Raw genomic sequence first — 14,785 nt, 5'->3', positions numbered from 1 at the left:
CCCGGGGGCGCGGGCGCGTCCCGGCCGGAGGCTACGCCGAAAAGGCTGCCGATCGGTTGCCGGTCAGTTGCCGGTCAGTTGCCGCCCGGCGCGGGGCGGCGCGGGGCGGCGCCGGCATTGCCCCGGTCCGCCCATGGGGTAGCCTCCGGCTGATTCCGTCGGAGAGGACAGGGCATGCCGATCGAGACCGTGGAGACCGCCGGCCGCCGCCGGGGCGCCGACCTCCTGGTGGAGGTGCTGCGCTCGGAGGGCGTGCGCTACATCTTCGGCAATCCCGGCACCACCGAGTTGCCGCTCATCGACGCGCTCACCGAGGCGCCGGACATCGCCTACATCCTCGCCCTGCAGGAGGCGACCGCCGTGGCGATGGCGGACGGCTACGCGCAGGGCGCCCGCCGGCCCGCCTTCCTCAACCTGCACACGGCGGGCGGCCTCGGCCACGCCATGGGCGGGCTGGTGAATTCCCAGGTCTCCGGCACGCCGCTGGTGGTCACCGCCGGGCAGCAGGATCTCCGGCACGCCCTGACCGACCCGCTGCTGATGGGCGACCTGGTCGCCATCGCCGACCCGGTGATGAAGTGGGCCCGCGAGGTGACGAGCCCGGACCAGATCCCGATCCTGCTGCGCCGGGCCTTCCACGACGCGGGGGCCGCCCCCTCCGGGCCGGTCTTCCTGTCCCTGCCCATGGACGTGATGGAGGCGCTGTCGGCGGTGCCGGCCGGCGAGACCTCGACCATCGACCAGCGGGCCGTGGCGGGCTCCCTCGACCGCCTCGCGGAGAAGCTCGCCGCCATCGCGCCGGGCCGCCTCGCGCTGATCGCGGGCGACGAGATCGACGCCTCGGACGCCTCGGTGCAGATGGTGGCGCTCGCCGACCTGCTGGCGGCGCCGGTCTACGGCTCGTCCTGGCCGGCCCACATCCCCTTCCCCACCGCGCACCCGCTCTGGGCCGGGAACCTGCCGACCCGGGCCGACGCCATCGCCGACATCCTCGGGCGCTACGACGCGGTGTTCGCGCTCGGCGGCAAGTCGCTGATCACCGTGCTCTACTCGGAGGTCTCGGCGGTGCCGCCGGGGGTGCAGGTGTTCCAGCTCTCGGCGGACGTGCGCGACCTCGGGCGCACCTACGCCACCTGCCTGTCGACGGTGGGCGACATCCGCGCCTCCCTCGACGCCCTGCTGCCGCTGCTCGCGCCCCGCCTCGCCGACCGGGCCGACGCCTTCGCGGGCCTGCGCGCCGGGGCGGTGACCGCCCGGGTCGAGCGCCGGGCGAAGCTCGCCGCCGCCGCCGACGCGGCCTTCGAGGATCCGGTGATCGCGCCGCTGGTCGCCGCCCGGGAGGTGGCCCGCGCGGTCGGGGCCGAGACCACCATCGTGGACGAGGCGCCCGCGACGCTCACCCACCTGCGCACCTTCCTCGACAGCCCCTCGGCGCACCAGTACGCGGCGATGCGCGGCGGCGTGCTCGGCTGGGGCATGCCGGCCGCGGTCGGCTTCTCCCTCGGGCTCGACCGGGCGCCCGTGGTCTGCGTGGTCGGCGACGGGGCCGCGCTGTACTCGCCGCAGGCCCTCTGGACGGCGGCGCACGAGAAGCTGCCGGTCACCTTCGTGGTGATCAACAACGCCGAGTACAACATCCTCAAAACCTTCATGAAGGGCCAGGCGCACTACGCCTCGGTGCGCGCCAACCGCTTCATCGCCATGGACCTCACCGACCCGCGGATCGACTTCCCGGCGCTGGCCGCCTCGATGGGCGTGCCCGCCCGGCGGGTGACCCGGGCGGCCGACATCGCCCCGGCGATCGAGGCCGGGATCCGCTCGGGGGGCGCCAACCTCGTGGAGGTGGTGGTGCGGGCGACCTGAGCGGGGCCGTCGTCAGGGCTGCCGGCGGGGCTCTCACTCCAGTCCCGGCACCGGCACCCCGAAGGCGACTGCCAGCAGCACCATGTTGAGGGCGAGCACCAGGGCGGCCCCCGCCACGGCCGCGGCCTGGGTGAGCTGGCCGTTGGCGAAGGGCCCCATCACGCTGCGGCGCCGGGTGAACACCACCAGGGCCACCATCGGCACCGGCAGGGCGAGCGACAGCACCACCTGCGACAGGACCAGCGCCTGCGTCGGGTCGACGCCGATCGCCACCACCGCGAAGGCCGGCAGCATGGTCACGAGCCGGCGGACGAGGAGCGGGATGCGCCAGCCGGTGAAGCCCTGCATCACCAATTGCCCGGCGAGCGTGCCCACCACCGAGGAGGAGATCCCGGAGGCGAGCAGCGACACCAGGAAGGCCGCCCCCGCGGCGGGCCCGAGGAGCGGCGTCAGCGTGCGGTAGGCCTCGCCTATCTCCGCCACCTCGCTGTGGCCGACGTGGAAGGCGGCCGCCGCCATGATCACCATCGCCATGTTGACGAGGCCCGCCAGCAGCAGCGCCACCACCACCTCGCGGTTCGAGTAGCGGACCAGCAGGCGCCGGTCGGCCTCGGTGCGGGGATTGCCCCGGCCCTGGGTCAGGCCCGAATGCAGGAACAGCGCGTGCGGCATCACGGTGGCGCCGATGATCCCGACCGCGATGGTGAGCGCCTGCGCGTCCGGGATCCGCGGGGTGACGAGGCCCTTGGCGGCCTCGCCCCAGGCCACGGGCGCGATCAGGAGCTCGACCGCGTAGCAGAGGCCGATCGTGCCGACCATCGCGCCGATGGCGATCTCCAGCGGCCGGAAGCCCTCGTGCTCCAGGAGCAGGATCGCGTAGGTGACCACCGCGGTGATCGCCATGCCGGCCATGAGCGGCATGCCGGTGAGCAGCGACAGGCCGATCGCGCCGCCGAGGAACTCCGCGAGGTCGGTCGCCATGGCGGCGACCTCGCTGATGCCCCACAGGGCGAGGCGCACCGGCCGCGTCGTCGCGTCCCGGCAGTGCTCGGCGAGGTTCTTGCCCGTGACGATGCCGAGCTTGGCCGACAGGGCCTGGAACAGCATCGCCGTCAGGTTCGCGAGCAGCACCACCCAGAGCAGGCCGTAGCCGTAGCGGGCGCCGGCCTGGATGTTGGTCGCGAAATTGCCGGGGTCCATGTAGGCGATCGACGCCGTCACGGCGGGGCCGGCGAACAGCAGGAACCGGGCCCGGCCGCCGGGACGGCCGTCGAGGACGTCGCGGATCGCGCCCTCGGTCCGCCGGCTCATCGCCCCGGGCGCGGCGCGCCCGGGGGCCGTCGCGGCGTTCGGCGCCACCATGCTCGAACCCTCTCCTCAAAGATATAGCGGAGGCTATATTCAGGGTTCGCGGCCAGGATTCAAGGGGCTGGCAGCGGCCGCCGGTATCGGCCCCGCGGGACTCCCCTCGAGGTGGCGGTGTTTGCTAGACAGGGGTCGGGGCGGCCCGCGCGGGCCGCGGTGGGGGAGAGCCGATGCAGGAACCGTCCGAGCCGGGCTCGCCCGAGACCGCGCTGGTCGATCCCGAGCGCCACGTGGAGAGCTTCCGCCAGGCCCGCGAGGCCCGGCGCTCGGAACTCGTGGAGGATTACGTCGAGCTGATCGACGACCTGATCGGCGACGGCGGCGAGGCGCGGCAGGTGGACATCGCGGCCCGGCTCGGCGTGGCGCAGCCGACCGTCGCCAAGATGCTGAAGCGCCTGTGCGAGGACGGGTTCGTCCAGCAGCGGCCCTATCGCGGCGTGTTCCTGACCGAGGCCGGCCGCCGGCTCGCCGCCCAGGCCCGGGAGCGCCACCGCATCGTCGAGCGCTTCCTGTGCGCGCTGGGCGTGAGTCCCGAGACCGCGCGGCGGGACGCGGAGGGGATCGAGCACCACGTCAGCGCCGAGACGCTCGCGGCGTTCCGCGCCTTCGCGGAGCGGCACGGGGGGGCGTGAGGCGCCCCTCCGACCGTCGTCGCCTCGCGCCGCTCGCGGAGACGCTCGCAGAGACGGCGTGTCTGCCGCGACCGCCACCCTCACGCCGTCGGCGCCGCCACCTTCTGGCGCAGGCCCAGGATCACCGCCCGGAGCATCTCGGCGCCCGCCGCGCCGGCATCCGGCAGGGTGCCGGTGCGGGAGGCGTAGACCCGCTCGTGCACGAAGGCGAGCTTGGCGATCACCGCGGGTGTCAGCTTGAACGGGTAGAGCGCCGGCTGGCCCATGCTGTGGGACAGCGAGTTGATCGCGTAGGTGAGCGGCAGCCACGCGGCGATCAGCCGGTCGAGGTCGGCCGTGTTGTACGGGTCGAAGTCGATCACTGTCGGCGCCTGCGGCCCGGAAGGCCCCCGCTGGCGCAGGCGCGGGCGCACGTGCAGCTCGAAGGTCGAGGCGGTCTCCACCGTGTCGACGATGTGCAGGTAGTGCGCGAAGGTCTCGGCGAAATCCTCCCACGGATGGGCCGTGGCGTAGGCCGAGACGTAGGCCTCGTCCCAGTCGGCGGGGGCGCCCCTCGCGTAGTGGTCCTGCAGCGCCTGGACGTAGTCGCGGCGCTCGTCGCCGAACAGCGCCCGGAAGGCGTCCCAGTCGGGGCTGTTCAGCACCAGCAGGTACCAGAAGTAATGCCCGATCTCGTGCCGGAAATGGCCGAGCAGCGTGCGGTAATGCTCTCCGAACAGGATCCGGCGGCGCTCCCGCTCGACGTCGTCGGCCTCGGCGATGTTCATGGTGATCAGGCCGTTGATGTGGCCCGTCAGCACCGGCGGCCCGCCGGAGACGCTCTCGGACGGGTCGACCAGGAAGTCGAAGGCCAGCCCGTCCGTGTACTGGGCGCGGGTGGCGAGCGGCAGTTCCAGGCGCAGCAGCGAGTAGAACAGCCGGTGCTTGGCCGCCTCGATCTGGCGCCAGCGGGCGAGGTTCCAAGGCTGCGACAGGTCCGGCACCACGCGGTTGTGGCGGCAGGCGGTGCAGTAGATGTCGGGGCTGTCCTCCGGCACCAGCCAGTTGCAGGCCTGCGCGAGGGCGTTGTTGCACAGCCGGTAGCGCCGGCCGGGATCCGCGTAGGCGTGGAAGATCTGCGCGCCGCCCATCAGCGGGTGGGCCGAGAGCCCCTGCGGCTCCAGCGCCGAGACCTCGTGGACCGCGCAGGCGTAGCCCAGCGGCCGCGCGCAGCTCTCGCAGGCGGTCGCCTCGAAGGTGACCGGCTGGTCGCAGGCCTGGCACTGGAAGATCTTCATCGCGCGGTCCCGGGCCGGCGGCCGGCCCACCTGCCGGTCAAGCGGGGCCGGGCGGCAAAGTTCCTGCCAGCGGCCCGGACGGCCGGGCGACGCACGGAAATTGCTTGTTGCGCGATCCGTGTCGCATAACCGTGCGGTGGGCGCCGGCGCCAGGGACCGGCAGCGCGACCGCGTTCGATCCTTTCGACGGAGCCATCGTGTCGATCAGAGCCGCCCTGCACCACGTCACGCATTACCGCTACGACCGGCCGATCAGCCTGGGGCCCCAGGTGATCCGCCTGCGCCCGGCCCCCCACGCCCGTACCAAGGTCCCGGCCTACGCGCTCACGGTGACGCCCGCCAACCACTTCCTGAACTGGCAGCAGGATCCGAGCGGCAACTGGCTCGCCCGCCTGGTCTTCCCCGAGAAGACCGACGAGCTGAGGATCGAGGTCGACCTCACCGCCGACATGGCGGTGATCAACCCGTTCGACTTCTTCGTGGAGGATTACGCCCAGGTCCGGCCCTTCGCGTACGACCCCGCCCTCGCCGGGGAGCTGGCCCCGTATCTCACGCCCGTCGACGCGGATTGTCCCGAGATGGAGGCGCTGCTGGCCCGTCTCCCGGAGGAGACCAGCACGGTCCAGTTCCTGGTGGCGCTGAACGGCCTGATCGCCCGGGAGACCGCCTACGGCGTCCGCATGGAGCCGGGCGTGCAGACCCCCGCCGAGACCCTGCGGCTGAAGAGCGGCTCCTGCCGCGACTCGGCGTGGCTGCTCGTGCAGGTGCTGCGCCGGATCGGCCTCGCCGCCCGGTTCGTCTCCGGCTACCTGATCCAGCTCGTGCCCGACACGACCGCGGTCGACGGGCCGACCGGCGCGTCGGCGGACTTCACCGACCTGCACGCCTGGGCCGAGGTCTACCTGCCGGGCGCCGGCTGGGTCGGCATGGACGCCACGTCGGGCCTGCTCACCGGCGAGGGCCACATCCCGCTCGCCGCGACGCCGCACTACCACTCCGCCGCGCCGATCTCGGGGGCGATGGAGCCGGCCGAGACCACCTTCGACTTCGCGATGACGATCACCCGCGTCGCCGAGACGCCACGGATCACCAAGCCGTTCTCGGAGGACGTCTGGGCCGCCATGGACGCGCTGGGCGAGCGGGTCGACGCCGACCTCGCCGCGCAGGACGTGCGGCTGACCATGGGCGGCGAGCCGACCTTCGTGTCGGTGGACGATTTCGAATCGCCCGAGTGGAACATCGCGGCCGTCGGCCCGACCAAGCGCGGGCTCGCCGACCAGCTGATCCGGCGCCTGCGTGACCGGTTCGGCCCGGGGGGGCTGCTCCATTACGGTCAGGGCAAGTGGTATCCCGGCGAGAGCCTGCCCCGCTGGGCCTTCGCGCTCTACTGGCGCAAGGACGGCAAGCCGATCTGGCAGAATCCGGACCTGATCGCCCCGGAGATGATCGTGGGCGAGGAAGGCCAGGCCACCATCGCGCAGGCCGAAGCGCTCGCCGACGCGCTGGCCCGCCGCCTCGGCCTCGCCGACTACGTCTTCCCGGCCTTCGAGGACGGGGAGCTCTGGGAGCGGAAGACCGCGGAGCTGCCGGTCAACGTCACGCCGGCCGACGCCAAGTCGGGCTCGGTGGAGTTCGACGCCCGGATCAGGCGGGTCTACGCGCGGGGCCTCGGGGAGGCGGCCGGCTACGTCCTGCCGCTGGCGAGCCTGCCCACCGGCAAGGGCGGCGAGCCCGACCGCGTCTGGATCTCGGAGAAGTGGGACTTCCGGCGCGGCGCCGCCTTCCTGGTGCCGGGGGACTCGCCCGTGGGCTTCCGCCTGCCGCTGTCGTCCCTGCCCTACGTGCCGCCGGAGCACTACCCCTACTACCAGCCGCAGGACCCGCTGGAGCCCCGCGCCGCCCTCCCCAACGGTCATCAAGGCGCCACGGTGGTCAACGGCGCCGGCGTCACCGGCGTGGCGGTGCGCACGGCCCTGTCGTTCGAGCCCCGGGACGGGGTGGTGCGGGTGTTCATGCCGCCGGTGCAGCGCGCCGACGAGTATCTGGAGCTCGCCGGCCACCTGGAGGCGGCCGCCGCCGCGCTGAAGCTGCCGATCCACCTCGAGGGCTACGAGCCGCCCTACGACCCGCGGATCGGCGTCATCAAGGTGACGCCCGATCCCGGCGTGATCGAGGTGAACGTCCACCCGGCCGCCTCGTGGCGGGAGGCGGTCGCCATCACCACCGACCTCTACGCCGAGGCCCGCCAGACCCGGCTCGGCGCGGAGAAATTCATGACCGACGGGCGCCACACCGGCACCGGCGGCGGCAACCACGTGGTCATGGGCGGCGTCACGCCGGACGATTCCCCGTTCCTGCGCCGGCCCGACCTGCTCAAGAGCCTCGTGCTCTACTGGCAGCGCCACCCCGCGCTCTCGTACCTGTTCTCGGGCCTCTATATCGGGCCCACGAGCCAGGCGCCGCGCATGGACGAGGCCCGCCACGACGGGCTCTACGAGCTGGAGATCGCGCTGGCCCAGGTGCCGGCCCCGGACGCGCCCAACATCCCGCGCTGGCTCGTCGACCGGATCTTCCGCAACATCCTCGTCGACGTCACCGGCAACACCCACCGGGCCGAGATCTGCATCGACAAGCTGTACTCGCCGGACGGCCCGACCGGGCGCCTCGGCCTCCTGGAGTTCCGCGCCTTCGAGATGCCGCCGGACGCGCGGATGAGCCTCGCGCAGCAGCTCCTGCTCCGCGCCCTCGTGGCGTGGCTGTGGCGCGAGCCGCAGACCGGCGGCTGTGTCCGCTGGGGCACGAACCTCCACGATCGGTTCATGCTGCCGCATTTCCTCTGGTCCGACTTCCTCGCGGTGCTGGAGGATCTCCGGGCGGCGGGGTACGATTTCGATCCGGTCGCCTTCGAGGCGCAGGCCCTGTTCCGGTTCCCGGTCTTCGGCACGGTCGAGCAGGGCGGGGTCCGGATGGAACTCCGCCAGGCGCTGGAGCCCTGGCACGTGATGGGCGAGGAAGGGACCAGCGGGGGCACCGTGCGCTTCGTGGACAGCTCAGTCGAGCGGCTGCAGGTCAGGGTCGAGGGCTTCGTGCCCGAGCGGCACGTCATCGCCTGCAACGGCCGCCGCCTGCCCATGACCTCCACCGGCCGCGGCGGCGAGGCCGTGGCGGGCCTGCGCTTCAAGGCGTGGCAGCCGGCCTCCTCCCTGCACCCGACGATCCCCGCGCACTCGCCGCTGACCTTCGACATCCTCGACGCCTGGAGCGGCCGCTCCCTCGGCGGCTGCCGCTACCACGTCGCCCATCCGGGCGGGCGCAACTACGAGACCCACCCGGTCAACGCCTACGAGGCGGAGGGGCGGCGCCTCGCCCGCTTCCAGCCGAACGGCCACACGCCGGGCCGGATGGAGATGCCCCGCCCGGAATCGAGCGCCGAGTTCCCGCTGACCCTCGACCTGCGGACGCCGGCCCCGCAATGACCCGCGATGTTCGGACATCCGGGGCGGACACCGGCGCGGTCGACAGAGCGCGACGCGCCCCCGCCCCCGCTCCCGTGCGGGAGAGGGACCCGCGCTCCGCTCTGCGGCCGCGTCGTCGTCCACGCTGCGTGGATCCGCGAGCCGCGATGACCCGGGATCCGTGATGGAGGCGGCGCTCGCGGGCAGCCGCGGCCGGGCCGAGCGGCCGGAGGGCGCGCGCGAGCGCGTCGCCCGCTGGAGCGCGGGCTACCGCCCCGCCCCCGGCCGGCCGGACGAGTTCCTGGGCCCCGACGGCGCGCCCCGCGGGGCATGGCCGCGCCTGCTCGACCGTCTCGGCGGCCTCACCGAGCCGGAGATCATGGCCCGGTTCGTCGCGGCGGAGCGGCACATCCGGGACGCGGGCATCTCGTTCCGCATCGCCGGCGACCAGCGCGAGCACCCCTGGCCGCTGGGCTGCCTGCCCCTGGTGATCGAGGGGCCGGAATGGGCGGCGCTGAGTGCCGGCATCGTCCAGCGCGCGGAGCTGATGGAGGCGATCCTCGCCGACGCCTACGGCGAGGGCCGGCTGGTCGCCGAGGGGCTCCTCCCCGCCGCGATCGTGGCCGGCACGCCCGAGTTCCTGCACCCGCTCCACGGGGTCGCGCCCCCCGGCGGCCACTACCTCAAGCTCTACGCGGCCGATCTCGGCCGGGGACCGGACGGGCGCTGGCAGGTGCTCGCCGACCGGACCCAGGCGCCCTCGGGCCTCGGCTGGGCGCTGGAGAACCGCATGGTCCTGGCCCGGACCTTCCCGGACTTCTTCCAGGACCTCCACGTCGAGCGCCTGCCGGCCTTCTTCCAGGCGTTCCGCGACGGGCTGGCGCTGGGGGCGGAGCGCGCCGACCCGCGCATCTGCCTGCTGACCTCCGGCCCCTACAGCAGCACCTACGTCGAGCAGGCGGCGCTCGCCCGCTACCTCGGCCTGATGCTGGTGGAGGGCGACGACCTCGTCATGCGCGACGGGCGCCTGCACGTGCGCACCGTCTCGGGCCTGAAGCGGGCCGACGCCCTGTGGCGGCGGATCGACGCCGACTTCCTCGACCCCCTGGAGCTGAACCCGGCCTCGCGCCTCGGCGTGCCCGGCATCCTCGACGCCCTGCGCAACGGCTCCCTGGTGATGGCCAACATGCCGGGCGCGGGGCTCGTCGAGTCGGCCGCCCTCGCCCCCTATCTCGACGGCATCGCCCGGCGCGTCCTCGGTGAGCCCCTGCGGCTCGGCCACCCGCGCACGTGGTGGTGCGGCGACCTCGAGGGCCTGGCGCACGCGCGGGCCAACCTCGACAGCCTGACCCTGCGCCCGGCCGCCACGCCCCAGCGCGGGGCGGGGCGCGACGCGATCCTGGCCGGCCCGGTCCTGGCGGCGGAGCGCGAGCGGGTCGTGGCGGCCCTGCGCGACCGGCCCTTCGACTACGTCGCCCAGGAGGCGGCGCCGCTCTCGACGATGCCGGGCTGGGAGCGCGGCCCGGACGGCCTGTTCCTGACGCCCCGCCCCTTCGTGGTCCGCGTCTTCGCCGCGCGGACGCCCCTCGGCTGGCAGGTCATGCCCGGCGGCTTCTGCCGGGTCTCGGAGCGCGAGGACGTCGACCCGATCGAGCTGCGGCTCGGCATCCGCTCCGCCGACGTCTGGGTCCTGTCCGAGGAGCCGGTCGCCGCGCCCCTGATCGGCACGCAGGCGGCGCCGCGGGTGCGGCGGGTCGGCGGGCACCTCCCCGCCCGGGCGGCCGACGGCCTGTTCTGGCTCGGCCGCTACCTGGAGCGCGGCGAGGCGGTGATCCGGCTGGTGCTCGCCCACCTGCGCAGCGTCGGCGACGCCGTCGGGACCGACATCTCGGGCGCCCTCGACACGCCGGCGGCCCTGGCGCTCCGGGCCCTGCTGCACGAGTGGGGCGCCATCGGTGCGGCCGACCTGCCCACCGCCCGCCTCGCCCAGGAGGCGCTGGCCGGGCGCGACCGGCCGGGCTCGGCCCGGTCCCACGTCATCGCGGCCCGCCGCAACGCCGCCGCGCTCCGCGCCCGCCTGTCGGGCGAGGCGTGGCGGGTGCTCGCCGACCTGAACGAGTTCCTGTCCCTCAACACCGAGCGGGCCTTCACCGAGTCGCAGCTCGCGGGCCGGGCCGAGCGGGCCCTGAGCCAGCTCGCGGCGCTCGCCGGCCTCACCCACGAGAACATGAGCCGCGCCGAGGGCTGGCACTTCATCGAGCTCGGGCGGCGGATCGAGCGGGCGATCAACACCGGCGCCTTCGCGCTGGCCTTCGCCAACGACGAGGCGACCCCCGGCTGCCTCGGGGTGATACTGTCCCTGTGCGATTCGCAGATCAGCTACGGGCGGCGCTACCTGCAGGGGGCGGCCCTCGACCCCGTGCGCGACATGGTGCTGCTCGACCCCTACAACCCGCGCTCGATCGCCTTCCAGGCGGAGGCGATCACCCGGCACCTCGCCGACCTGCCGGCGCTCGCCGCGGACGGGATCCCCGAGCCCCATTGCCGCCTCGCGACCCGGATCCTGGCGGAGCTGCGCAGCGGCGAGGCCGCGGATTTCGACGCCGTGCGCCTGACCGCGCTCGCGACCGACCTCGAGCGCCTCGCCGACGGCATCGCGGCCCGCTACTTCCCCACCGGGCCGAACGCGCTGCGCCCCGAGAAGCTGACGGGGCTGGCTTGATGCTGTGTGTCCTTGACGCTGCCGCCTCAAGGACGATCCGCAGCACGGGCTGCGGCGCGCCTTCGCGCTTGCCGGCGACCGCAGGCGACGGACGTCGCGATGGGCGGTGGCCGGGATGATCTACACGCTGCGCCACCGCACCGCCTACCGCTACGGCCGGCCGGTGCACTTCGCCCGCTGCACCCTGCGGCTCAAGCCGCAGGATTGCGAGGGCCAGAGCGTGCTGGCGAGCGCGGTCACGATCGACCCGAGCCCCGCCCGCGCGGTGATGCGGAGCGACTATCTCGGGATCGACGCGGTGGCGATCACCCTGGAGACGCCCCACACCACCTTCAGCGTCGAGGCGCTCTCCACCGTGCGGGTCGAGCGCCCGGCCCCGCCGCCGCCCGAATCCGGGATGGCCTGGGAGCGGGTCCGCGACGCCGTTCTCGCCGGGCGCGACCTCGGCGGCCGGGCGCCGGTGCATTTCCTGTTCCCGAGCGGCCGGGTGCCGCTGCTGCCCGCGATCACCGACTACGCGCGGCCGAGCTTCGCCGCCGGCCGCAGCGCCTACGGGGCGGCCCACGACCTGATGCTGCGGATCGGCCGGGATTTCCGCTTCGATTCCAAGGCCACCACCGTCTCGACGCCGCTCGCCGACTCCTTCGCGCTCCGGGCCGGGGTCTGCCAGGACTTCGCCCACGTGATGATCGCGGCCCTGCGCGGCATGGGCCTGCCCGCGGCCTATGTCAGCGGCTACCTGCGCACGGTGCCGCCGCCCGGCCGGCCGCGCCTGCGCGGGGCGGATGCGAGCCACGCCTGGGTGGCGGTCTGGTGCGGCGCCGGCTGGCTCGGCCTCGACCCGACCAACGGCGTCGCGGTGCGGGACGACCACATCGTGGTGGCCCGCGGCCGCGATTACGGCGACGTGGCGCCGGTCGACGGCATCGTCAGCGGCTCGGGCAAGCAGCGCCTCAAGGTCGAGGTCGACGTCATCCCCGACACCGAGACGCGGGATCTCGCGCTGGTGGGGTGAGGTGACGCTCCGTCATCGCGAGCGCAGCGAAGCGACCCAGGGCGGCGCGACATCCCCGAAGGTGGCGCGACACCGGATCGCTCCGCTCCGCCCGCAAGGACGGGGATGTCGCGGACGCCACCCTCACCACATCGACTTGGCCGCCCGCTCCGGCCATTCCGCGTCGTAGCGCTGGCCGCCGATCTCGCCCGCGGTCAGCGCCGCCAGGATCGCCCCCGGCGTCGGCAGGCTTCCCGGGTCGACGCGGGCTTCCGGATCCCACAGCCCGGCCCGGATGATCGCCCGGGCGCACTGGAAGTACACTTCCGCGACGGTGATCACGAGGGCGGTGCGCGGCGCGTGGCCGTCGACCCGGAACGAGGCGAGCAGGTCCGGGTCGGCCGAGATCACCGCCCGGCCGTTCACCCGCAGCGTCGTGCCGGAGCCCGGGATCAGGAACAGCAGCGCCACCCGCGGGTCGCGCACGACGTTGCGGAGCGAGTCGATCCGGTTGTTGCCCCGCCGGTCGGGCAGGATCAGCGTGCGCGGGTCGGCGACCCGCACGAAGCCCGGCCGGTCCCCGCGCGGGCTGCAATCGAGCCCCTCAGGGCCGGCGGTCGCCAGCACCGCGAAGGGCGAGGCCGCGATCAGCGCCGCGTAGTCCGGCGTGATCGCGGCCGCCACCTTCACCGTCGAGGCGGGCGCCAGGGGCGCGCTGTAGAGCGCCTCCAGCGCGGCGAGATCGTCGACGATCATCGCGCCCTCACGCGACCGGGGCGGCCTTGCCGGCCGCGAAGGCTTCGTGCTCGGCGACCAGCGCCCCCGACAGCGCCGAGGCGATCAGGCCCCGGGTCTCGTCGACGCCGTAGAGGGCCACGAAGGAGCCGAACCGGGGTCCGCGCGCCTCGCCGAACAGCACGTTGTAGAGGCTCGTGAACCACGCCTGCGACACGCCGGGCCGCCCGTCCGGGCTCTTGGCCTTGCCGGACGTGTCGGGGAAGTGGCGCCGGCCGACCTCGTAGACCGCCGCCTGCAGGGCCTCGGGATCGGTGGAGCCGGCATGCTCGGCCAGCGTCTCCGACAGGTCCTCCAGGGCCGCCCGCTCCTCGGGCGTCGGCGCCCGGTAGGTCTTGGCCGGCCGCACGAAGTCCGAGAAGTACTTCAGGGCGTGCTTCACCAGCCGGTCGAGGCCCGGATGGGTCTCCGGCCCGGTCCGCGGCGCGTAGCGGCGGATGAAGCCCCACAGCACCGCCGGATCCTCGGTGTTGGCGACCGCCGCGAGGTTGAGCAGCATCGCGAAGGTCAGGCTCGCGCCCTCGACCCGCTCGGGCTCCGGCGGGGTGCCGGCGTGGAGGTGCCAGACCGGGTTGCCCAGCCGCAGCTTCGCGTCCTGGCCGGCGTAGCGGTCGAGGAAGCCGATATACTCGTCGACGTGCCGGGGGATCACGTCGAAGAACAGGCGCTTGGCCTCGCGCGGCTTGTTGTACATGAACAGGGCGAGCGATTCCGGCGTGCCGTAGGTGAGCCACGCGTCGATCGTCAGGCCGTTGCCCTTCGACTTGGAGATCTTCTGGCCCTTCTCGTCGAGGAACAGCTCGTAGTTGAAGCCCTCCGGCGGCTCGCCGCCGAGCGCCCGGGCGATCTTGCCTGAGAGCTTCACCGAGTCGATCAGGTCCTTGCCGGCCATCTCGTAATCGACGCCGAGCGCCACCCAGCGCATCGCCCAGTCGGGCTTCCACTGCAGCTTGGCGTGGCCGCCGGTCACCGGAGTCTCGTAGCGCTCGCCCGTGGCGGGATCGCGCCACACGATCGTGCCGCTCTCCGCCCTCACCTCGTCGATCGGCACCTGCATCACGTGGCCGGTGACCGGGTGGAGCGGCAGGAACGGCGAGTAGCTCGCCGAGCGCTCGGCCCGCAGCGACGGCAGCATGATCTCCATCACGGAATCGTAGCGCTCCAGCACGCGCAGCAGCGTCGCGTCGAACACGCCCGCGCGGTAGCACTCGGTCGCCGAGCGGAACTCGTAACTGAAGCCGAAGGCGTCGAGGAAGCGGCGCAGCTCGGCGTTGTTGTGCGCGCCGAAGCTGTCGTGGGTGCCGAACGGGTCCGGCACGCGGGTGAGCGGCTGGTTGAGGTGCGCGGCCAGCATCTCCCGGTTCGGGACGTTGTCGGGAACCTTGCGCAGCCCGTCCATGTCGTCCGAGAAGGCGATCAGCCGGGTCGGCACCGCGTCGCGGGTAAGCACCCGGAAGGCGTGGCGCACCATGGAGGTGCGGGCGACCTCGCCGAACGTGCCGATATGCGGCAGGCCCGACGGGCCGTAGCCGGTCTCGAACAGCACCTCGGTCTTGCCGGATTTCTCCAGCCGCGCCACGAGCTTGCGCGCCTCCTCGAAGGGCCAGGCGGCGGCGTTGGCGGCGGCCTCGATCACGTCGGCGTCGAGGGTCAGGGCTGGGGGAGCGGCGGGCATGTCGTTG

At 73.7% G+C, this 14,785-nt stretch carries 9 protein-coding genes; 5 read left to right on the top strand and 4 right to left on the bottom strand.

Annotation, left to right across the window (positions count from 1 at the left end; genetic code table 11):
• Positions 1–174 precede the first annotated feature (174 nt).
• Complete coding sequence (locus tag BM314_RS12485) at positions 175–1,863, top strand: thiamine pyrophosphate-binding protein (protein ID WP_091978306.1); 1,689 nt, start codon at positions 175–177, stop codon at positions 1,861–1,863.
• A 33-nt stretch (positions 1,864–1,896) separates the two neighbouring features.
• On the opposite strand, the gene BM314_RS12480 is transcribed toward BM314_RS12485, so the two are convergent.
• Positions 1,897–3,225 (bottom strand): Nramp family divalent metal transporter, encoded by a 1,329-nt coding sequence (locus BM314_RS12480; protein ID WP_091978305.1) that lies wholly within the window; start codon positions 3,223–3,225, stop codon positions 1,897–1,899.
• A 173-nt stretch (positions 3,226–3,398) separates the two neighbouring features.
• Here BM314_RS12480 and mntR point away from each other — a divergent pair, with 173 nt between their 5' ends.
• Positions 3,399–3,860, top strand: a complete 462-nt coding sequence (gene mntR, locus BM314_RS12475; protein ID WP_020093314.1) for a manganese-binding transcriptional regulator MntR — start codon at positions 3,399–3,401, stop codon at positions 3,858–3,860.
• Positions 3,861–3,940: 80 nt separating this feature from the next.
• Here the strand turns inward: mntR and BM314_RS12470 are convergent, their stop codons facing one another.
• Positions 3,941–5,137, bottom strand: a complete 1,197-nt coding sequence (locus BM314_RS12470; RefSeq protein WP_026604947.1) for a zinc-binding metallopeptidase family protein — start codon at positions 5,135–5,137, stop codon at positions 3,941–3,943.
• Positions 5,138–5,334: 197 nt separating this feature from the next.
• On the opposite strand from BM314_RS12470, the gene BM314_RS12465 reads away from it, so the two are divergent.
• The 3 genes from BM314_RS12465 to BM314_RS12455 all read left to right on the top strand — a co-directional run bounded on the left by BM314_RS12465 (position 5,335) and on the right by BM314_RS12455 (position 12,329).
• Positions 5,335–8,613, top strand: coding sequence for a transglutaminase family protein (locus BM314_RS12465; protein WP_091978333.1), 3,279 nt, complete (start codon positions 5,335–5,337; stop codon positions 8,611–8,613).
• A 163-nt stretch (positions 8,614–8,776) separates the two neighbouring features.
• The gene (locus tag BM314_RS12460; protein WP_091978304.1) at positions 8,777–11,314 is read left to right on the top strand and encodes a circularly permuted type 2 ATP-grasp protein; all 2,538 of its coding nucleotides are present in this window, start codon (positions 8,777–8,779) and stop codon (positions 11,312–11,314) included.
• Positions 11,315–11,429: 115 nt separating this feature from the next.
• A complete protein-coding gene (locus BM314_RS12455; RefSeq protein WP_091978332.1) occupies positions 11,430–12,329 on the top strand; it encodes a transglutaminase family protein in 900 nt (299 codons plus the stop codon).
• Positions 12,330–12,452: 123 nt separating this feature from the next.
• Here BM314_RS12455 and BM314_RS12450 read toward each other — a convergent pair whose 3' ends face one another.
• Together BM314_RS12450 and BM314_RS12445 are read right to left on the bottom strand one after the other, a co-directional pair.
• Positions 12,453–13,064: a pyridoxamine 5'-phosphate oxidase family protein gene (locus BM314_RS12450; RefSeq protein ID WP_091978303.1), complete on the bottom strand. Its 612-nt coding sequence runs from the start codon at positions 13,062–13,064 to the stop codon at positions 12,453–12,455.
• 7 nt (positions 13,065–13,071) lie between these two features.
• Positions 13,072–14,778 carry a lysine--tRNA ligase gene (locus BM314_RS12445; protein WP_091978302.1) on the bottom strand — a complete coding sequence of 569 codons (1,707 nt, stop codon included), beginning with the start codon at positions 14,776–14,778 and terminating at the stop codon, positions 13,072–13,074.
• Positions 14,779–14,785 lie beyond the last annotated feature (7 nt).

It is taken from the genome of Methylobacterium sp. 13MFTsu3.1M2 (assembly GCF_900112625.1).
Taxonomy (GTDB): domain Bacteria; phylum Pseudomonadota; class Alphaproteobacteria; order Rhizobiales; family Beijerinckiaceae; genus Methylobacterium.
Note: the sequence above shows the minus strand (reverse complement) of the source record. Positions and strands in the feature narration are given on the sequence as shown.

Bases quoted from the DNA above. Each gene is read 5' to 3' on its own strand.
- BM314_RS12485 (WP_091978306.1), top strand. From the start codon at position 175: ATGCCGATCGAGACCGTGGAGACCGCCGGCCGCCGCCGGGGCGCCGAC.
- BM314_RS12480 (WP_091978305.1), bottom strand. From the start codon at position 3,225: ATGGTGGCGCCGAACGCCGCGACGGCCCCCGGGCGCGCCGCGCCCGGG.
- mntR (WP_020093314.1), top strand. From the start codon at position 3,399: ATGCAGGAACCGTCCGAGCCGGGCTCGCCCGAGACCGCGCTGGTCGAT.
- BM314_RS12470 (WP_026604947.1), bottom strand. From the start codon at position 5,137: ATGAAGATCTTCCAGTGCCAGGCCTGCGACCAGCCGGTCACCTTCGAG.
- BM314_RS12460 (WP_091978304.1), top strand. From the start codon at position 8,777: ATGGAGGCGGCGCTCGCGGGCAGCCGCGGCCGGGCCGAGCGGCCGGAG.
- BM314_RS12455 (WP_091978332.1), top strand. From the start codon at position 11,430: ATGATCTACACGCTGCGCCACCGCACCGCCTACCGCTACGGCCGGCCG.
- BM314_RS12450 (WP_091978303.1), bottom strand. From the start codon at position 13,064: ATGATCGTCGACGATCTCGCCGCGCTGGAGGCGCTCTACAGCGCGCCC.
- BM314_RS12445 (WP_091978302.1), bottom strand. From the start codon at position 14,778: ATGCCCGCCGCTCCCCCAGCCCTGACCCTCGACGCCGACGTGATCGAG.